Below are 19,086 nucleotides of genomic sequence, written 5' to 3'. Positions count from 1 at the left end.
CGTGGAGCTCGAGGACCATGATGAAACGGTACCCGGCGAACTGTAGGCTTGGCTCCATGATAGACCTGACGCAGCTGCGCGAGAACCCGGACCGTTTCAAGGCCTCACAGCGAGCCCGCGGGGCGAGCGAGTCCCTGGTCGACGAGATCCTGTCCGCGGACGCCTCCCGCCGCTCCGCCCTCACCGCGTTCGAGGCCGCACGCGCGGAGCAGAAGGGCTTCGGCAAGCAGGTCGCCCAGGCCAAGGGCGAGGAGAAGGCCGCGCTGGTGGCACAGGCGAAGGAGCTCTCCTCCAGGGTGAAGGCGCTGCAGGCGGACGCGGACGAGGCGGAGTTCGCCTTCGACGCGCTGCTGCGCAAGCTGCCCAACCTCATCATCGACGGCGTTCCGGCCGGCGGCGAGGAGGATTCGGCGGAGCTGCGCCGCGAGGGCACGCCGCGCGACTTCTCCGCGGACGGCTTCGAGCCCAAGGACCACCAGGAGCTGGGCGAGCTGCTCGGCGCGATCGACACCTCTCGCGGCGCCAAGGTCTCCGGGGCCCGCTTCTACTACCTCACGGGGTTCGGTGCGCGGCTGGAGCTGGCGCTGCTCACCATGGCGCTCGACGTCGTGGAGAAGCACGGCTTCACCGCCACCATCACCCCCACCCTGGTGAAGCCGGAGGTCATGGGCGGCACCGGCTTCCTGGGCGAGCACGCGGACGAGGTGTACCGCCTCGAGGCGGACGACCTGTTCCTCGTGGGCACCTCCGAGGTGCCGCTGGCCGGCTACCACATGGACGAGATCCTCGACCTCTCCGGCGGGCCCAGGCGCTACGCCGGCTGGTCCCCGTGCTACCGCCGCGAAGCGGGCTCCTACGGCAAGGACACCCGCGGCATCCTCCGCGTCCACCAGTTCCAGAAGGTGGAGATGTTCTCCTACGTGCGGGCCGAGGACGCCGAGGCCGAACACGCCCGCATGCTCGCGATCCAGGAGGAGATGCTGGCGAAGTGCGAGCTCGCCTACCGCGTGCTGGACATCGCCGCCGGCGATCTGGGCGACTCCGCGGCCCGCAAGTTCGACACCGAGGCCTGGATCCCCACGCAGGGAACCTACCGCGAGCTCACCTCCACCTCGAACTGCACGACCTTCCAGTCCCGCCGTCTCAAGATCCGTGAGCGCGGGGAGGACGGCACACGCCCCGTCGCCACCCTCAACGGCACGGCGGCGAACACCCGGTGGCTCGTCGCGCTCCTGGAGAACCATCAGCAGGCGGACGGCTCCGTCCGCATCCCGGAGGCGCTGCGGCCCTACCTGGGCGGAATGACGGCCTACGGCCCGGAGGGTGCACGGTACGCATGAGGCAGGCAGGGCAGAACGGCGCGGGGCCCAAGCTCATCGCGCTGGACGTCGACGGCACGATCGTCGACTACGACAACCGCCTCTCCGAGCGGCAGCGTTCAGTGCTGCGAGCCGCCGTGGACGCCGGCCACCACGTCGTCATCGCCACCGGCCGGTCCGCCCACGGTGCGCTGGAGACCGCGAACCGGCTGGACCTCACCCACGGCTACGTCGTGGCCTCCAACGGAGCGGTGCTCCTGCGGCTGGATCCTGAGCTGGAGCACGGCTGGGAGGTCATCCGCGCGGAGACCTTCGACCCGGCGGACGCGCTCGACCGCATGTCGGAGGTGCTGCCCACCGCGCTCTACATGGTCGAGGACGCGAACCTCGTCCGGTACGCGAGTGGGGAGTTCCCGGACAACGAGCTCGCGGACATGGATTCGATGGAGATCGTGCCCTTCGACGAGCTGCGTGCGCATCGGGCCACCCGCATCGTCCTGCGCGAGCCCAACGGCACCACGGAGGAGTTCCAGGAGGCGGTCGAGCGGATCGGTCTCCACGGGGTGTCCTACGCCGTGGGCTGGAGCAACTGGCTGGACATCGCGCCGGACGGGGTGAGCAAGGCACACGGTCTGGAGATCATCGCGCCGCTGCTCGAGGTGGACCACGCGGACACGATCAGCGCCGGCGACGGCCTCAACGACCTGGAGATGCTGGGCTGGACCGCGCAGAGCATCGCGATGGGCCAGGCCCGCGACGTGGTGAAGGAGGCCGCGACGCTCGTCGCCGGCCCCATCGAGGAGGACGGCCTCGCGACTGCGCTGGAGTCCCTCCTGGAGCTCTGAGCGGGGTGCAGGGAGTGTCCAGCGGGGTCAGGCCTGTGCCGGCGGATCCTCTGCGGTGCGCCGCTTCTTCATGACCTTTCCGACGATCCAGCTGAGCACGGGGAGAACGACCAGTCCCGCGATGAAGGACAGCTGCGTTGTCAGCAGCCAGGCGGGTGAGCTGACGGCCCAGGGATCGAGCCCCAGCAGCGCACGCAGCTGACCGCCCGCGTATCCGGGGCTCCCGAACGAGCCGGAGACCTCCGTGCCCAGCGGCGCGGCGACGCAGGCGAACAGCAGGGTGAACCAGATGAGGGCGAGGAAGAGGCTGCCCACGCCGGATTCCCGCTCAGCGCTCCGCGCTTCGCTGCGACGGATGCGGACGATGCTGTCTGCGAACAGCCGCAGCAGCGCGCCCACGAGGATCCACGCCACGTATCCCAGAAACCAGCTGACGACGGAGCAGACGAGCAGGATGAGCGTCCAGGCCGGCAGCTTGGCGGAGACTCCCACGATCTCCTGCCCCGGGTACACGAGCGGCACCAGCACTGCGGCCAGCAGCGGCAGGACGATCCCCAGCACCCAGTGGCGGTGGAGGCCGGTGAAGTAGCCGTACTCCGCGGCGGCTTCGAGGCCCGGCTTCCCGGAGGGCCAGTTCTTGCGGGTCTCTTCCGCAGCAGTTCCCGGCCTGCGGGCTCCGGGGACGCGGTGCCCCAACATACTCCGCAGGACGGGATCCATCATCACCGCCCAGAGGACGACGAAGGCGGCCATGAGGATCAGCATGACCATGTCCGCGGGGATCGCACCGCGCAGGGTGAGGACCGCGGCGAGGACGAGCAGTGCGACCAGGGAGAGCCACAGCTCCCGCTGCCTGCCCGGCGAGGTTCTCCGTGGCATATGCCGGACATCGCTGTGCGCTGCAGCTCCCACGCTGCCGCTGTCGTTCGGCTTCACGATGCTGCTCCTCCGCCTCGCCGCGCTGCAGCGTGGCAAGGCGGAGGAGCGGTGGTGCTGCCGGAGCGACCGGTGCCAGTGCCTCCGGTGGTGCCGGAGCGGCCGGTGGAGCCGCCGCCCGCCTCCGTCCGGGAGGCCATGGCCTTCTGGAGGAACTCGCCCAGGTCCAGGCCGGTGGTGGACTGGACCATCCTGAGCGTCTCCTGCATGCCCACGGCGACGTTCTTCGACAGCTTCGACTCGCCGTCGGAGGAGACGACGGAGAGGTTCTCGATGTTGCCGTAGGGAGCTGCGACCTCGTGGGCGACCTTGGGCAGCGCCTCGAGGATCTGGGACAGGACGGCGGCGTCGTTGTACTTCGCGTACGCCTCCGCCGCGGCCTCGATGGACTCGGCCTCCGCACGGCCCCGGGCGGCCGTGGACTCCGCCTCCGCCCGGCCGAGCGCCGCAGCGGATTCCGCCTCCGCACGACCCTTGGCGGCGGCGGTCTCCGCCTCCGCCTCACCGCGCGCACGGACGCTCGCGGCCTCGGCACGACCGGCGGCCTCGACGGCCGCGGCACGGTTCTTCTCCTCCGCCAGCGCGGCCTCGGAGTCCTGCTCGCGGGCATAGCGCTGGGCATCGGCCTTCTGGCCGGCCTGGTAGCGCTGGGCGTCCGCCTGGCGCTCCACCTCGTACTTCTTGGCGTCTGCGGGCTTGCGGATCTCCGCGACCAGCTCGCGCTCGCGCAGCTCGTTCTGCTGCTCCGCGATCTTCTGCTTCTCCTCGAGGATCCGCTGCTCCTGCTGAGCGCGGGCCAGATCCTCGGCCGCCTCGGCCTCGGCCTTCTCCCGCGCCGTCTCCCGCTGGATGGCGGCCTGCCGGAGCTCCAGGGCCTTCTGCGACTCCGCGATGGCCTCCTGGTCCGCGTTGCGCGCCTCGGTGGCCTGCCGTGTGGCCTCGGACTCCGCGATCGCAGCGCGCTTGGCGGCGGCAGCGGCCTCCGGCTTGCCCAGGTCCTCGAGGTAGGAGCCGCCGTCGTCCGCGATGGAGGTGATCTGGAAGGTGTCGATCACCAGGCCCTGGTTGTTCATCGAGTCCAGGGCGTCCTCCTGGACCTTCTCCGCGAAGCTCTTGCGGTCGCGCAGGATGGTCTCGACGGTCAGCGTGCCCACCGCCGAACGCATGGTGCCGGAGAGGACCTCCTGCGAATAGGAGTCGATGTCGTCCTGCTGGTCGAGGAAGCGCTGTGCGGCCTTGCGGACGTCCGTGGTGCGCTCGCCGATCTTGATCTGCGCGACCCCGCGGAGCTTGAGCGGGATGTCGTTGGAGCTCAGCGCCTCGATCTCGACGAGGATCTGCCGGGAGGACAGGGAGAGCGTGTGGGCGCGGTCGAAGAGGGGACGCACGAAGGCGCGTCCGCCCACCACCACGCGGGAGCCTTCGTCGAGGCCCACGTCCCCGCCGCGCGAGCGCTGCTTGCCGCCCGTGATGATGAGCGCCTCATTGGGCGCCGCGACCCGATAGGAGCGCCGGAAGACAATGTACGCGATGAGGAGGATGACGAGGACGGCGACGAGGCCGGCTCCGCCCAGCAGAAGAGTGTCCATGTTCCGAACCCTATGCGACTCGAAAGGCCGGACGAAAGGGAGCTGCGGGCATGTGGCGGGGCTGGAACACGCAGCAGCTGCCGGACGAGAGGCTCAGCCCGCCTTCGCCGGGGACGCGCTGCGGTGCGCCCACGAAGGCGCCTTCTCGGGCCGGGGGCCGATTCCGACGAGGAATGCGGGGATCACGCTCAGGACCGGCAGGTGCCTCAGGAGTGCGACGAGGGTGCGCGGGGGTCGCACCGGTCTGCCAGAGAGCGTCGGCATGATGATGCCGGCATGCATGATCCGCTGCAGCCCCTGGACAGCGGCCGTGGGGACCGCACGCCGGCGGTGCACGCGCCCGAGCAGGCGCTCCGCGGCCGGTTCGCGCATCTCTCCGCGTGCGAGCGCGCCGGCGAGCAGGCGCGCGGCGGCGACTGCGTCCTGCACGGCGAGATTGATGCCGACTCCGCCGACGGGGGACCTCGCATGCGCGGCGTCGCCGATGCACAGCGCACCTGCGCGGTGCCACCTGCGGAGGCGATCCACACGCACGTCGAGGTGCTTGACGTCGTCCATCGACCTGATGCCGGACACGTCCGCGGCGAGCGCGGGCAGGATCTCGGCGGCCTCGGCGCGGAACGCGTCGATCCCCTTCGCCCGGACGGCGTCGTCGGTCCCCTTGAGGCCGATCTGCGCCACCTGCAGGTATCCCTCACGGGGAATGCCGATCGCCACCCTGCCGCCTCGCATGCGGGGCAGCAGCGATTCGCCCACGTCCTGTGCGGTCGGCACCTTGTACCACCAGACGTCGAAGCCGACGGGGAACCTCTTCGTCGGCAGGTCGAGTGCATGTCGCACCGCCGACCAGCGGCCGTCGCAGGCGACCGTCAGATCGGCCAGCAGACGGCCGGGCCCGCCCGGTGAGGAGTAGTCGACTCCGGTGACCCTGTCGCCTTCGCGGACCACACCGGTCACCTCGTGCTCGGTGAGCAGCGTGAACGTCGGCTCGGCCGCAGCCGCCTCGGAGAGGAGGTCGAGCAGATCCCACTGCGGGACCATGGCGATGTAGGGATGACGCACCGGAAGCCTGCTGAAGTCGGCCATGACGACATCCCGGCCGTCAGGGCCGGGCAGCTTCACGTGGGTGATCCGGGACTGCGGCAGCGCGGCGAAGCGGCCGAAGAGCCCGAGATCGTCGAGAAGGGCCAATGTGGTCGGGTGGACGGTGTCGCCGCGGAAGTCACGGAGGAAGTCGGCGTGCTTCTCGAGCACCGTCACGTGAACGCCGGCACGTGCCAGCAGGAGTCCGAGCACGAGCCCGGCGGGGCCGCCGCCCGCGATCGCACAGGTGGTCCGGGAGACGGGGCCTGTGCCGGCCTCGGCGTCGGTCATGGTCGTTCCCCTCTCGCGGCGCCGTTCCCGTCAGCCGTGCCCGAGGCCGCCTGGAGCAGTTCTGCCGCTCGGTCCGCGTACCTCCGGGCGGAGGCGGGGTACTCCAACAGCTGTGCGGCATCCGCAGCACCGTGCATCCGCAGGTGAGCGCGCAGCATCGCGGCGGTCTGGGCCGCCTGGGCCACGAGTGACGCGGCGCGGGAGACGGCCTCGGGCACGTCCCCCAGGAGCTTCCGCCCCTCCGCGGGGAAGACGAGGCCGTCGAGGGGAACGGTGCGGTGGCAGCGTGCCATCAGCTCGGCGACGCGGTCGTCGAGCGCGTTCAGCGTGGCGGTGAGTGCGGAGATCTCACCGACGGCCGCCGCGACCGGAGTGACGGGAGCACCGGCGCCCACGTCCTGCACGGCGGTGCCGTCCACGTCCCCGAACTCCCGGTGCAGGGCCTCGGCCGTCTCGAAGTAGCGGTCCACGGACCGCGAGAAGCGGTCCCGGTGCTGACGCCACAGGCCGGTGCCGAAGCGCTTCTCCTCCGGGGACCTGCGGTCCCGGGCGAAGAGACGTCCGCCCAGGGCCTCCCGCAGCCCCATCCGGTCAGTCCTCCGCGACCCGCAGCAGCAGCTTGCCGATGTTCTCCCCGGCTTCCATCCGCGCGTGGGCCGAGGACGCCTCGGCAAGAGGGAAGACGGTGTCCACGACGGCGCGGATGCGGCCCTCGGCGGCCTGCTTCCAGAAGGTGTCCGCGACCTCGGCGACGATGCGGGCCTTCTGCTCCGCCGGCCGGGCGCGCAGGGTCGTGGCGATGACGGAGAGGCGGCGGGGGAGCATGCGGCCTAGGTTCGCCTCGGCCTTGGTGCCGCCCTGCAGGCCGATGATCACGAGGCGGCCGTCCACCGCGAGCGCCCGGAGGTTGCGGTCGAGGTACTTGGCTCCCATGACGTCGAGGATGACGTCCGCGCCGTCGCCGGGGCCCTCACCGGTCGAGGTGATCTCGCGGATGCGCTCCACGAAGTCCTCCTCCCGGTAGTTGATGACGGCGTCCGCGCCCAGTTCGCGGCAGAACTCCGCCTTCCGCTCGCTGCCCACCGTCACGGCGACCTTGGCGCTCTGCGCCTTGGCCATCTGGATCGCGGCGGTGCCGATCCCGGACCCGCCGCCGTGGACCAGCAGCCACTCACCCGGGCGCAGCGCACCGGCGGCGAAGACGTTGGACTGGACGGTGCACAGCACCTCCGGCAGCGCTGCCGCGTCCTCGAGCGAGAGCTCCTCCGGAACGGCGAGGAGCTGGCCGGCCGGCACCTCGATGTACTCCGCGTAGCCCCCCTCCGTGAGAAGCGCGGCGACGCGGTCGCCCTCTGCCCAGCCGGTGACCTGCTCACCCACCTCGTGGATCCAGCCCGAGGCCTCGAGCCCGGGGATCTCCACCTCCGTGTTCGCTCCGGGCGGCGGGGTGTAGTGGCCCTGTCGCTGCAGGACATCGGCGCGGTTCACGCCGGCGGTGTGCACTCGGACCACCACATGGCCGGGGCGGGCGGTGGGCGTGGGGGCCTCGCCGAGGCCGAGGACCTCGGGGCCGCCGTGTTCCGTGAGTGTGATTGCGCGCATGCCACCACTGTAGCCGCGCGGGTGCAGGGGCGGGCCTCACACGAACATGCGGAACAGCGGCGAGTCCTGGCTCACCCGCTCGATCTCCAGCGGCGAGGCGTCCATGCGCTCCAGGAGAGGCCCCAGATCCTCCTGCGAACCCAGGGTGATGCCCACGAACGCGGGCCCGGTCTCCCGGTCGTTGCGCTTGACGTAGTCGAAGAGCGCGATGTCGTCGTCCGGGCCCAGGACGTCGTTGAGGAAGCTGCGCAGCGCTCCGGGCTCCTGGGGGAAGTTGACGATGAAGTAGTGCTTGAGGCCCTCGTGGACGAGCGAGCGCTCGAGGACCTCTGCGTAGCGGGAGATGTCGTTGTTGCCGCCGGAGATGATGCACACGACATCGCTGCCCGGAGCCACCTCCACCGGCGCTCCGGAGCCCACCGGTCCCACCGCGGCGGGGGCGATGGCGCCGGAGGGCTCCGCGATGATGCCGTCCACCTGGTAGAGGCTGAGCATCTCCGTGGCCGCGCGGCCCTCCTGCACGGTGGTCATCGGCACGTCGTACTGCCGGATCATCTCCAGCGTGTAGTCCCCGGCGCGGCGGACCGCGGTGCCGTCCGCGAAGGTGTCGATGTTGCCCAGGGTCACCGGCCGGCCCGCGGCGATCGCCGCGGTCATGGATGCCGCGCCGTGCGGCTCGACGCCCACGACCCGGGTCTGCGGCATGTGGACGGACGCGTACGCGGCCATGCCGGCGATGAGGCCGCCGCCTCCCACCGGCACCACGATGACGTCAGGGGCGCGGCCCAGCTGCTCGAGGATCTCCAGCGCGATGGTGCCCTGTCCGGCGATGGTGAGCGGGTCGTCGAACGCGGAGATGACGAGGGCGTCCGTCAGCTCGGAGTGGCGCTTGGCCAGGTCAGAGGCGTCGTCATAGGTGGAGCCGTCGATGATCACCTCGACGTGCTCCCCGCCGAAGTAGCGGATGCGCTCGATCTTCTGCCGCGGCGTCGTCTTGGGCACGAAGATGGTGCCCTTGACGCCTAATGCCCGGCACGCGCGTGCGAATCCCTGGGCGTGGTTGCCCGCAGAGGCGCACACCACTCCGCGCCGGCGCTGCTCCTCGTCGAGCTGCAGGATGAAGTTGAATGCACCGCGGATCTTGTACGACCGCACCGGCTGGAGGTCCTCGCGCTTGAGGTGGACGGTGGCCCCGGTGAGCTGCGAGAGCCGGTCCGAGACGTGCAGCGGGGTCGTGACGATCTCGTCCGAGATCCGCGCTGCGGCGTCCTCCACATCAGCGGAGGTGGGCAGCGGCCGGCGGTTCCTCTGTTCGATCAGCACCGATCCATTGTGCTCCAGAATCCTCAGCCTCCGCTGAAACATCCCACATTCCGACCGCTGCGGCCGATAGCATGACAGCTATGGCCTTCAGCAGCGATCTCGAGCGACTCCTTGCGCGCTGGCTGCCGCGACAGCGCTGGTATCCGGAGCTGGGCGGCCGCGCGGGTCAGGAACCTGACCTCACGCCGGTCTCAGTGGTGCGACTGGCGGACGCCGAGGACCGTGACACGGGAGTGGTGCGCGTGCTCGCGGCGGTGCTCAGCGTGGCCGCAGGCCGCCGCTCCGCCCGGATCGCCCTGCCGCTGACCTTCCGCACCCGTGAGGCCGTGGCGCTGCGGGAGCACCGGATCGGCGAGGTCGACGACCTCCTGCTCGGCCGGGTGGGGGTCTACGACGGTGCCGCGGATCCCGTCTGCGTGCAGGCGCTGCTGGACCTCGCCTCGGTCCCGGCCTCTCTCCCGGAGCAGCACGTGTCCGGTCACCTCGCAGGTGAGGAACTGGGCGCTCCCGAACGGCCCACGCCGTTCGCACCGGAACCGGGGGAGCTCCTCCGCCGGTCGGACGAGCTCACCGTCCGTGTGGCTGCCTCCCGGGGGCAGGAGACCCGCACGGTCGTCGACTCCCCGGACGGGACCTTCGTCATGACGTTCCTGCGGACGCTCAGCGAGCGGCAGCCTCCTGCGGTGCGGGTTCCGCTGGCGCTCACCGCGGTGGGCTCGCAGACGGTGCACCCGGTGGTGGGCTGGGTGCAGACGCGCTGGTTCGACGTGACCGCCCAGGAGACGCTGTCCGCGCCCTTCGCCTTCGTCTCCCATGCGCTGCCGGGTTCCTATCCGGCATGGCAGGACGCCGTGAGCCTCGCGATGCGCACGGACTCCGGCTCGGTCGGCTCCTTCAACCGGCAGGCCTCCGTGCTCGGCACGGCCGTGGGGGAGCTGCACGGGGATCTCGCGGGTGAGTTCGGCCTGGTCCAGAGCGGCGGCGAGCCCACCGCAAGGCTGGTGGGCAAGTGGCAGAGCCGGATCGGCTGGGCGCTGCGGACGGCCTCGGGCGCGCTCACCGGTCTGCACGAGCAGCTGCGCGAGTACGCGCGGAGCCTCGAGACGCTCACCTCGGTGGGGCCCCTGCAGAGGATCCACGGCGAGCTCACCCTCGACCACATCCTCACGGGCACTGCGGAGGGTCCGCGCATCATCTCGTTCTCCACGGATGCGGACGACGAGCCGCGGCCGGTGGCGCTGGATCTCGTGGCGCTGCTGCGCAGCGTGGACTACGCGGCCGGGTACTCCTGGCTGCGGCGCACGGGCGGGTTCGCGGAGAAGTCGCCGCTGCTGAGGCAGGTGGCGACGGAGGGACTCTTCTCCGCGGACAGCCGGGGCGCGGAGCTGCGCGAGGAGTACGCGAGCGCGCCCGAGCGGCTGTGGTGCGGGCAGGCGATCAACTCGCTGCTGTCCGGGTATTCGCATGCGGTGGGCGGAACGGCGAGCCTCAGCGATCCGGTGCTGCGTGCGGCGCTGGTGGACCGGCTGCTCGTGGAGATCGTGACGGAGCGGCGGAACCGTCCGGCCTGGGTGATCGTGCCGCTGGCGGCGCTGAGCGCGCTGCTGGGCCCGCCGGAGACGGTGGACGTGATCGCGGACGCGCCGGTGCCCGCCGAGGCCGCTTCCGCCTCCGCCTGTCCGGAGGCGCCCGATGTGCTCCCATCCGCCACCGAGGCCGCAGCCGAGGTCGGTGACGCTGTGGGCGGCGCTGTGGGCGGCGGGGCAGGAGCCGGCGCTGCGGAGTTCAGGGCAGCGGAGCAGGGGACCGCGGAGGCCGGAGCTGTTGAGCCGGGAGTCGTTGAGCCGGGAGCTGTGGAAGACGAGGGAACGGACGCCGAGGCGGCCGAGGCCCTTGCTGCGGGCGAGGACGACGCGGCGGGTGAGGCCGTTGCTGCGGGCGAGGACGACGTGCCCGTCCGAGGGGCGGCGTCTGTCGCGGAGGAGGCGCCCGCTGATGAGGAGGCTGCACCCGCTGAAGAGGAGGCTGCCGCCTCGGCCGGCGGAGATCCCGACGGAGACACGGAAGCCGCCGTCTCGGTCATCGGTGATGCGGAGGCCGCAGCGTCGCGGGCTCCGGGGGCCGTGAGTGCTCGCACTGCGGAGACCGCGACCGCGACTGCGGCGAAGAGCGCGGTGACCGGGAGCCGGGCGGAGGGCGGGGCCACGAACGCGTTCGGGCTGCCGGTCGCCTCCGGACCCGAAGCCGCGCAGCACGATGCGAAACGCTCTGCGAAGCGCACCGAGACGGCGCCGGAGGTTGCCCGGAAGCGGTCGGAGAAGGAACCGGCACAGAAGCGGCAGGAGTCTGCGGGACAGGACGGCCTCGCCCTTCCGGTGCTCGTGGACATGCCTGCGGTGGGCACGCCTCCTGCGCTCGCCGCGGCTCCGGTTCCCGCGCCGCTGGATCCGGACGCCTCTGCCCGGAACGTCGCGGCTGTGGTCTCGGCGGCCAAGGAGGCATCGGCTGCGGAGGCTGGAGACGGGGAGGCAGGCGGAGCGCCTGAGGTCGTCGAGAATCGCTCCGAGCCCGAGCCCGAGCCCGAGCCCGCGCCCGAGCCCGAGCCCGAGGCGAGGGCTGCGGCCGAGGCGAGGGCTGCGGCCGAGGCCGAGGGTGAGAACAGTCCCGAGGCTGGAGCCGAGCCCGAGCCTGAGGCCGAGGGTGCGGCTGAGGCTGAGGATGAGAACAGTCCCGAGGTTGAGCCGGAGGCTGTGGCTGAGACTCGCGGTCACCCCGAGGCCAGCGATCACGCCGAGACTGGGGATCGCCCCGAGGCCGGTCAAGCCGACCAGGCCGACCAGATCCATGAGTCCCACGAGGACGTTCCCGCCGGCCAGGCCTACGAGCCTCCTGCGTTTCGTGGAGACGATCCAGCCGGCGGGGGCCACGAGTCCGACGAGCCCGACGAATCCCATGCGGGAGATCCCACCGACGACTTCCCGGAGGACGATCTCCCGGAGGAGGACCTCGCGGAGGACGACATGGGCAGCCCAGGCGGCGCCCCGCGTCCCAAGCCGGTGCGTGCGCGGCGGTGGAGCGAGGACGACTTCACCTTCTGAGCCGCCGGGCCTCACCAGGTGGGGCATGCACCCGCGAGTGCGGCGGTGCCGCTGTGGCAGAATGGTGGCGCGCGGAGTGTTCCTCGGCGCGCAGGTGAGTTGACAGAGCGGCCGAATGTGACGGTCTTGAAAACCGTTGAAGGGCAACCCCCTTCCGTGGGTTCAAATCCCACACTCACCGCGTTTTCCCTGGTCACAGGGGTAGTGAAGGCAGGCCCGTCTCGTGCGTCGAGGCGGGCCTGCCCCCTTTGCGGGCAGGGGCGGGCTCCCGTCACCCGACGAAGGGGAGATCCAGTCCCAGCTGCGAAGCGCCGGCGCGTGCAAGCAGAAAGCCGAAGATGCCGAGGATCCAGGCGGTGTTCTCCGCCCCGGTGCGCTGCAGCCATGCCGCGAGTCTCTGCAGAGGACCCTCGACTGCACGGGCGGCGACGACGCGCGCGGCGAGCAGCACCAGAGCGGGCACGATCATGACGATGCAGTATCCGGCGAGCAGTACGATCCGCAGGCTCATGCTCATCGGGGAGTTCGCCAGCATGGTCATCCCGATGAGATAGGGCAGCATCGTCGCCACCTCGACCAGGCCCGCGGCGAGTGCCACCGCGATGACGGTGCCGCGCGAGGTGTGCGGTGCGAGCAGGCGATCGCGCCACGCGAGGATGCGCCCGCCGGAGCGCCTGCTGCCGGACCCGCCGGAGTGCCCGGCAGGGTGCTCCCCGGGCTGCGTGCGGGCCAGCGCTGCCGCCTGCGCACCGCCGGCCTCGGGCACACCGCTGACAGAGGCGCCGGCCTTCCTCGTCCGAGCGTCGGAGACGCCCATGAGGATCCCGGCGCCCAGCATCCCGAGGCCCACCACGAACAGCACCGTCTGTCCCGCCGTCGAGTCGAGGAACTCGCGGCCCACGTCCACGACGCTCACCAGGCCCAGGGTGAACAGGACGCCCACCGCCAGGTAGAACAGCGTGATCGTCCCCAGGTAGAGGAATATCCGTCCCACCCGGGGCCGGCCGGGGGCGATGAGGAAGAAGACGGGGATCAGCAGCGTGCCCACGCTGAGCCCGTCGAGGAGCGCGAGCAGTCCCAGCGCGGCGGGCAGGGGGAGGGCGGAGAGAAGGTCCATGCCCTCGAGCCTGCGCGTGCCCGCGCGGGTGCGCATCGGCTGATGGACGCAGACCGGACTCATACTTTGGACGGAGACAGCGAGGACCCACCCCTGCTTGGATGGAGGCATGGGTCGGAACGGAACGGACACATCGGCGGGCTCGCGCCGCACGCGCGCCTGGTGGCGGACGCCCAGCCCCTGGAAGGAGCTCCTCGGCTATGTGACCGTGGCGGTGCTGTCCGCGGCATTCGGCTTCCGGACCTGGGACCTGTTCTCGCTGCTGCCGGAACCGGTCTCCTCCTGGTGGACCCTGGCCCCGGGCCTCCCTGCGTGCGCACTCGTCCTCACGAAGCGCAGGGCGCCGGTGGCCTCCCTCATCGCCGCGACCGCATTCTTCGTCCTCGACCTGCTGACGACGAGCGGCCTGATCACCTTCATCCTGGTGCTCGATCTGCTCTACACGGCGGCCGTGGCCCTCCCCGCCGGACGGCGTTCCCGTCTGCTGGGGGCAGTCGCTGCGGGAACCGCGGTCATCGCCGCCTCCGCCTATGCGCTCACCCGCGACGCGGGGTTCACCGTGGCGATCGGCCTGCAGATGGGCGCGGTGCTGGGCACCGGGTACTGGTACGGCACAGCCGTCGCGCAGTCGCAGGAGCTGGTCGAACTGCACCGCAGGCGTGCCGAGGACGCCGCGCTGCTGGCCGAACGCGACAGGGTGGAAGCCGTGCAGCGCGAACGCGAACACATGGCGCGGGAGCTCCACGACGTGGTCGCCGGCCACGTGTCCGCGGTGGCGATCCGCAGCGAGGCCGCACTGTCCGTGGGAGGTTCGGAGGAGCCGAGCCCTGAGCGGCGTGCCCTCCATGCGGTCCGCGACGCCAGCCTCGACGCGCACACGGCGCTGAGGTCCATGATCGCCGTGCTGCGCGCCGGCGGTGAGGGGCTGGTGACGCCGCCGGGCCGCGAGACGGTTCCGGAACTGGCCGCACAGGCCCGCAGCTCCGGCGTGGAGGTCGCCGTGGACGACCGCGTGGGCGAGGCGCTGCCCGCGCCGGTCGATCATGCCGTGGGCCGGATCGTGCAGGAGGCGCTCGCCAACGCCGTTCGTCACGCGGCCGGTTCCTCCGTGCAGGTGCGGATGGAGAGGAAGGAGGACGGCGTGCACGTCACCGTCACCTCCCGGGGCGGCGCCCCTCTGCGGCGACCTGAGCTCTCCGGCAGCGGCCTCGGTCTCGAACTGCTGGGTGAGCGGGCGCGGGCGCTGGGAGGGACGCTGACCGCAGGGGCGCTGCAAACCGGGCCCGAGGCCGGGGACTGGGAGGTGCGCGCCGTCCTCCCGCTCGACGTGACGGTATGAGCAGAGGTGCATCGGCCGTGCGGGTCTCAGGGGTGGGGCTCCCCGGGGCGGCCGGCGCAGGGCAGAGTGGGGACCGGACAGGCACGGAAGGGGCGGAGGACATGGACGGCAGCACGGGCGGGCGCGCCACTGCGAGGGATTCTGCACCGCGGGTGCTCGTCGCAGACGACCACGGCATGATCCGTGAGGGACTCCGGATGATCCTCGAGTCCCACGGCGCGGTGGTCGTCGGCGAGGCCGCGGACGGTGCGGTGGCCGTGCGCAATGCGGCCGCGCTGCGTCCGGACGTGGTGCTGATGGACCTGCGGATGCCGGGGACGGACGGTGTGCGGGCGACCAGGGAGATCGTGGAGGCCGGATCCGCGCAGGTGCTGGTGCTGACCAGCTTCGACGAGGACGAACTCGTGTTCGGCGCGATCCGGGCGGGTGCCGCGGGGTTCCTCCTCAAGACCACGGAGGCGGCGCTCCTCGTCGATGCCGTGCGCCGGGTGGCCGCCGGCGAGGGCGTGCTGGACCCGAGGGTGACGCGGCGGGCGCTCGCCGCCGTGGCCTCGGCCCCGGACGACTCCGCCCCACGGGCCCAGAAGCGGCTGCACGGCCTCGACCAGCTCACTGCCCGGGAACGGCAGATCCTCGCGGCTGTGCGCGACGGACGCTCGAACGCACAGGTCGCCGCCGAACTCCACATCTCCGTGCCCACGGTGAAGACGCACGTCTCCAGCATCCTGGCCAAGCTCGGTGCGGAGAGTCGCACCCATGCCGCAGCGCTGGCGCGCGGGGTGTCTCTGTAGGACTGCAGACGCGAGCGGCGGAGCGCAGTGTTCCCGTCTGCTGGCCGCTGAGCCTCCGCGTCGCCCCTATCTCCCCAGTGCGCCGAGCGCCATGTCCACGTCCTCCTCCGTGCTCCACACGTGGAAGGAGGCGCGCACGCCGCCGGCTCTGCCCGAGGCCGTCACCCCGGCACGCTGCAGTGCCGCCAGGTCGCTGCCGTCCGGGTCCGGCCACGCCACGATCGCCTGGCCCCTCTCCGGCAGGCCCAGCCCGCGGCACAGTGCGTCGCCCAGGCCTGCGGCGTGCGCGCGGATCCCCGCGATGTCCGCCTGCGCGAACCACTCGAGCACCGGAACCGCGCCCACGACGGACGGCCACGCAGGTGAGACGTCGAAGCGGCGGGCGTCGCCGGCGAGTTCGAGTGCGGGTCCGTAGGTCGATGCCCAGGGGTCCGCTCCCGCGAACCAACCGGCCTGCGCGGGGACGAGCCGTTCGGTGAGGTCGGCCGAGACTGTGAGGAACGACAGGCCGCGCGGGCAGGAGAGCCACTTGTAGGTGTGGCAGATCGCCATGTCCCACCACTCGGCGCTGCAGGGCACGCTGCCCGCCGCCTGCGTGAGGTCGCAGAGGGTGAGGATGCCGTGCTCCCGCGCGGCGGTGCGCACGGCCTCGGCGTCCGCCTGCCTGCCGTCCGCGGACTGGACGAGCGAGAAGACGACGGCGGCGACGTCCGGGGTGAGGGCCTCGGCGAGGTCTGCGAGCGGCACCGGCCGCACCGTCACCTCGGGCCGCACGTGGAAGGGAGCGGTGACGGAGGAGAAGTCCCCGTCCACCGTGACCACCGTGGACCCGGCCGGGAGGGACTGTGCGAGGAGGGACACCTGGACCGAGGTCTGCGAGCCGATCGCCGTGCGTTCCGGCGCGACGCCCACCAGCGAGGCGTACGCGCGGCGTGCCCTGTCCACGAGGACGTCGAAGTCCGTGGCGCTCACCTGGCCGGCCTCCCAGCGGTCGAGGTGGCTACGCAGTGCCGCGAGACTGTCGTAGAACGGCAGTCCCAGCGCGGCGGCGTTGAGGTAGCCCGGGCGCATGGCGAAGAGGTGGGGGACCACGGCAGGGTCGAAGGGGCGAAGACGCGCGGCGCTGCTCATCCCGTCAGTCTAGGAGAGCGGGCGGCGGGGGAAGGGCCCGGACAGATCCCCGGTTCAGACCCGCCACCAGGTCGCCATGCGCCACATCCGCTCGAGGGGTCCCTGGCGGAACCGCATCAGCCACAGCGAGGACCAGATCCACTGCACGGCGAGCACGGCACCGCAGAACACCATCGTCAGTGTCCAGTCGCGCACGCCGGCGCCGGCGGGGTCGAGGCCGCTCGGCAGAAGCCGCAGCCCCACCAGGAGCAGCGTGGCGGTCACGTAGTTGGTGAGCGCCATGCGGCCCAGAGGTCCGAACGCCGCAGTGAGGACGCGCCGCAGCGGCGAATGGAGCACGGCGATGAACGCACTCACGTAGGCCGCAGCCATGACGAGTCCGAGCGCGGACTCGAGGGCGAAGCCCTGCCAGAGGGCGCGTTCCGTGTAGCTCGTGGTGGTGAGGAGTGCGGTGCCTGCCGCGGCCGTCGTCACGGCGAGGAGCGAAGCGATCCACCAGGTGCGCGGCGAGCTCTCGATCCGGCGCGCCAGATCGGCCTCGCCTGCGGCGAACCCCAGCAGGAACAGGCCCGGGATGAGTGCGGGCCCGCCGCCGGTGAGGAGGAGTGCGGTCAGCAGCAGCGCAGCGCCCGCAGCGGGCACGAGCACCCGCGCCCAGCGGCGGTCCGGGAGGAAGGTGGCCGGCAGGAGGAAGACGAGTCCTGCGAGACCGTAGGGCAGCAGCGCCTCCCCGGGCTGGAGGAACTGGTGGGCGGCGCCCAGGAGGACCAGGACGCCGAGGCGGCGGGCCAGTGCCAGCCGCGGCCGGGGCGTCCGCGTGCCGGCGATGCGCCAGAGCATCCCGAAGCCCACGCCGAACAGCAGGCTGAAGATCGGGAAGAAGCGCTGCTGGACGAAGAGGTCGAGCCAGTGCGAGACGGGATTGGGCGAACCGTCCGGCAGCAGCGGAGAGAGCCCGAGGATGCTCGGGGCGTTCACGAAGATGATCCCGGCGAGTGCGAATCCGCGCAGGGCGTCGAGGCCGGCGATGCGGGAACCGCGCTCGCCGTGTGACCGGCGCTCGCCGGTCTGTGCGGAGGGCCGTTCCGGGTACTGGGCATGAGGCGGGCCCGCGGTCTGTGCGACCGTCTGCGGTGGCACGGCAGGGAGACGCGTGGAGGTCATGACCAGAAGATTACTGAGCGGTAGGTATGAGAGGCAGGGGGCTTGCCCGCGCCTCGGCGGAGGAAAACCCGCCGCCGGTACACCCTCCGACATGTGGAGCAGCAGACGGGAACCCGTTCCCCAGGCACTCCCGTCTGCGGATCGGCCCGTTCTGCAACGCAGAGGCGGCCGATCCACAGACGGGAACGAGGGAGCTCGGCGTTCCCGTCTGCGCTCTCCCGAACCTCAGACCTCGAGCACGGGAGTGGTGGCGCCGGACTCCCTCTCGGCCTGCAGACGCAGCAGCTCCGCGCGCAGCTCCGGGTTCAGGGCGGCGTCCAGGGCGGTGAGGGCGAGTGCCTTGGCGCCGTCGAGGGCGGCCTCGTCGCCGGCGGGGGAGATCGCATCGGCCGTGAAGCCGACGGTGTGCGGGACGTTCTCAGAGCCGCGCACCCAGATCATGCCGTGGATGGCGGGCACCACCTGGGAGACGTTGCCCATGTCCGTCGAACCTCCGCCGAAGGCGGTCTCGTGGAGCACGGGGCGGCCCAGCGACTCCAGGTTCGCGTCCCAGGCGGCGCCGAGGCCCTCGTGGGTGAGCACGGGGGCGTAGGGGTACTCCGTCTGCCGGTGCTCCCAGGAGCAGCCGGTGGCGATCGCAGCACCCTCGAAGCAGGCGAGCACGCGGTGCTTGACCCCGCGCCAGGTCTCGATGTCGCCGGCGCGGTACTCCACCTGGAGCGTCGCGGAGTCCGGGATGATGTTGGTCGCCTCACCGGCCTGGGAGATGAAGGCGTTGGCGTTGGAGTGCGGCGGGAGGTGCTGACGCAGCATGGCGAGGTTGGTGAGCGCGAGGGTGGCGGCGGCTCCCGCGTTGACCGCGGCCCACGGTGCGGCCGCGGCGTGGGCCTCCTTGCCCGTGAAGGTGACCTCGAGCCGCTCCACCGCAGTGGAGTGCGTCTTGCCGATCTCGTTCTCCTGCTGCGGGGAGCCGTGCACCATGAGGGAGAAGGCGGCGTCCTCCCATGCGCCCGCCTTGAGCAGTTCGACCTTGCCGCCGCCGTGCTCCTCGGCGGGGGTGCCCAGGAGCTTGATCCGCAGCCCCGCGGCGTCCGCCACCGGCTTGAGCGCCAGCGCGGCGCCCACTCCCGCCGTGGCGATGATGTTGTGTCCGCAGGCGTGGCCCACGCCGGGCAGCGCGTCGTACTCCGCGCAGACGACCACGGTGAGGTCGCCGGTGCCGTAGACGGCCTCGACCGCGGTCTCCACGCCGTAGGCGCCCGTGGTCGTCTCGAACCCGGCCTCGGACATGACGTGGGCGACGGCCTTGGCGGACTCGTGCTCCTCCCAGGAGAGCTCGTTGAGTTCGTGGATGGTGCGGCTGAACTCGAGGAGGGCGTCTCCGGCCGTGTCGACGGTGTCGAGCACGGAACTGCGCAGCTCCTGGAGGGAGGGGGCGGGGGCGTTCTGTGTCATTTG

At 71.7% G+C, this 19,086-nt stretch carries 15 protein-coding genes and 1 tRNA gene; 6 read left to right on the top strand and 10 right to left on the bottom strand.

The window, feature by feature from the left end:
- Window positions 1-56 precede the first annotated feature (56 nt).
- A complete protein-coding gene (gene serS, locus Q0A33_RS07900) occupies window positions 57-1,340 on the top strand; it encodes a serine--tRNA ligase (RefSeq protein WP_291794918.1) in 1,284 nt (427 codons plus the stop codon).
- Entirely contained in the window at window positions 1,337-2,164 is an 828-nt protein-coding gene (locus Q0A33_RS07895; RefSeq protein WP_291794916.1) for an HAD family hydrolase, read from the top strand. Before serS ends, Q0A33_RS07895 begins: the two co-directional genes overlap by 4 nt.
- Before the next feature lie 27 nt (window positions 2,165-2,191).
- Here Q0A33_RS07895 and Q0A33_RS07890 read toward each other — a convergent pair whose 3' ends face one another.
- From Q0A33_RS07890 to ilvA, 6 genes are all read right to left on the bottom strand, one after another.
- On the bottom strand, window positions 2,192-3,043 hold the full coding sequence (locus Q0A33_RS07890) for a hypothetical protein (RefSeq protein WP_291794914.1): 852 nt from the start codon (window positions 3,041-3,043) through the stop codon (window positions 2,192-2,194).
- A gap of 53 nt (window positions 3,044-3,096) precedes the next feature.
- Window positions 3,097-4,689 carry an SPFH domain-containing protein gene (locus Q0A33_RS07885; RefSeq protein ID WP_291794912.1) on the bottom strand — a complete coding sequence of 531 codons (1,593 nt, stop codon included), beginning with the start codon at window positions 4,687-4,689 and terminating at the stop codon, window positions 3,097-3,099.
- Between the two features lie 93 nt (window positions 4,690-4,782).
- Complete coding sequence (locus Q0A33_RS07880; RefSeq protein WP_291794910.1) at window positions 4,783-6,063, bottom strand: FAD-dependent oxidoreductase; 1,281 nt, start codon at window positions 6,061-6,063, stop codon at window positions 4,783-4,785.
- On the bottom strand, window positions 6,060-6,650 hold the full coding sequence (locus Q0A33_RS07875; RefSeq protein WP_291794907.1) for a hypothetical protein: 591 nt from the start codon (window positions 6,648-6,650) through the stop codon (window positions 6,060-6,062). The genes Q0A33_RS07880 and Q0A33_RS07875 overlap by 4 nt, the downstream gene beginning before the upstream one ends.
- A gap of 4 nt (window positions 6,651-6,654) precedes the next feature.
- Window positions 6,655-7,665: an NAD(P)H-quinone oxidoreductase gene (locus Q0A33_RS07870; RefSeq protein WP_291794905.1), complete on the bottom strand. Its 1,011-nt coding sequence runs from the start codon at window positions 7,663-7,665 to the stop codon at window positions 6,655-6,657.
- A gap of 36 nt (window positions 7,666-7,701) precedes the next feature.
- A complete protein-coding gene (gene ilvA / locus Q0A33_RS07865; protein WP_291794922.1) occupies window positions 7,702-8,985 on the bottom strand; it encodes a threonine ammonia-lyase IlvA in 1,284 nt (427 codons plus the stop codon).
- A gap of 83 nt (window positions 8,986-9,068) precedes the next feature.
- Here ilvA and Q0A33_RS07860 point away from each other — a divergent pair, with 83 nt between their 5' ends.
- Together Q0A33_RS07860 and Q0A33_RS07855 are read left to right on the top strand one after the other, a co-directional pair.
- The gene (locus tag Q0A33_RS07860) at window positions 9,069-12,086 is read left to right on the top strand and encodes a hypothetical protein (protein ID WP_291794903.1); all 3,018 of its coding nucleotides are present in this window, start codon (window positions 9,069-9,071) and stop codon (window positions 12,084-12,086) included.
- Window positions 12,087-12,179: 93 nt separating this feature from the next.
- Window positions 12,180-12,267, top strand: a tRNA-Ser gene (locus tag Q0A33_RS07855).
- A 90-nt stretch (window positions 12,268-12,357) separates the two neighbouring features.
- Here Q0A33_RS07855 and Q0A33_RS07850 read toward each other — a convergent pair.
- Window positions 12,358-13,203 carry a GAP family protein gene (locus tag Q0A33_RS07850; RefSeq protein WP_291794901.1) on the bottom strand — a complete coding sequence of 282 codons (846 nt, stop codon included), beginning with the start codon at window positions 13,201-13,203 and terminating at the stop codon, window positions 12,358-12,360.
- A gap of 109 nt (window positions 13,204-13,312) precedes the next feature.
- Between Q0A33_RS07850 and Q0A33_RS07845 the strand changes: the two genes are divergently transcribed.
- Window positions 13,313-14,542 (top strand): histidine kinase, encoded by a 1,230-nt coding sequence (locus Q0A33_RS07845; protein WP_291794899.1) that lies wholly within the window; start codon window positions 13,313-13,315, stop codon window positions 14,540-14,542.
- A 101-nt stretch (window positions 14,543-14,643) separates the two neighbouring features.
- Window positions 14,644-15,333: a response regulator transcription factor gene (locus Q0A33_RS07840; protein ID WP_291794896.1), complete on the top strand. Its 690-nt coding sequence runs from the start codon at window positions 14,644-14,646 to the stop codon at window positions 15,331-15,333.
- Window positions 15,334-15,399: 66 nt separating this feature from the next.
- Here Q0A33_RS07840 and Q0A33_RS07835 read toward each other — a convergent pair whose 3' ends face one another.
- The 3 genes from Q0A33_RS07835 to Q0A33_RS07825 all read right to left on the bottom strand — a co-directional run bounded on the left by Q0A33_RS07835 (window position 15,400) and on the right by Q0A33_RS07825 (window position 19,083).
- Complete coding sequence (locus tag Q0A33_RS07835) at window positions 15,400-16,464, bottom strand: aminotransferase class V-fold PLP-dependent enzyme (RefSeq protein WP_291794894.1); 1,065 nt, start codon at window positions 16,462-16,464, stop codon at window positions 15,400-15,402.
- Between the two features lie 54 nt (window positions 16,465-16,518).
- The gene (locus Q0A33_RS07830) at window positions 16,519-17,628 is read right to left on the bottom strand and encodes a DUF418 domain-containing protein (protein ID WP_291794892.1); all 1,110 of its coding nucleotides are present in this window, start codon (window positions 17,626-17,628) and stop codon (window positions 16,519-16,521) included.
- 225 nt (window positions 17,629-17,853) lie between these two features.
- The gene (locus Q0A33_RS07825) at window positions 17,854-19,083 is read right to left on the bottom strand and encodes an amidohydrolase (RefSeq protein WP_291794920.1); all 1,230 of its coding nucleotides are present in this window, start codon (window positions 19,081-19,083) and stop codon (window positions 17,854-17,856) included.
- Window positions 19,084-19,086: the final 3 nt, after the last annotated feature.

The organism is Brevibacterium sp., from assembly GCF_022712115.1.
GTDB lineage: Bacteria > Actinomycetota > Actinomycetes > Actinomycetales > Brevibacteriaceae > Brevibacterium > Brevibacterium salitolerans.
Note: the sequence above shows the minus strand (reverse complement) of the source record. Positions and strands in the feature narration are given on the sequence as shown.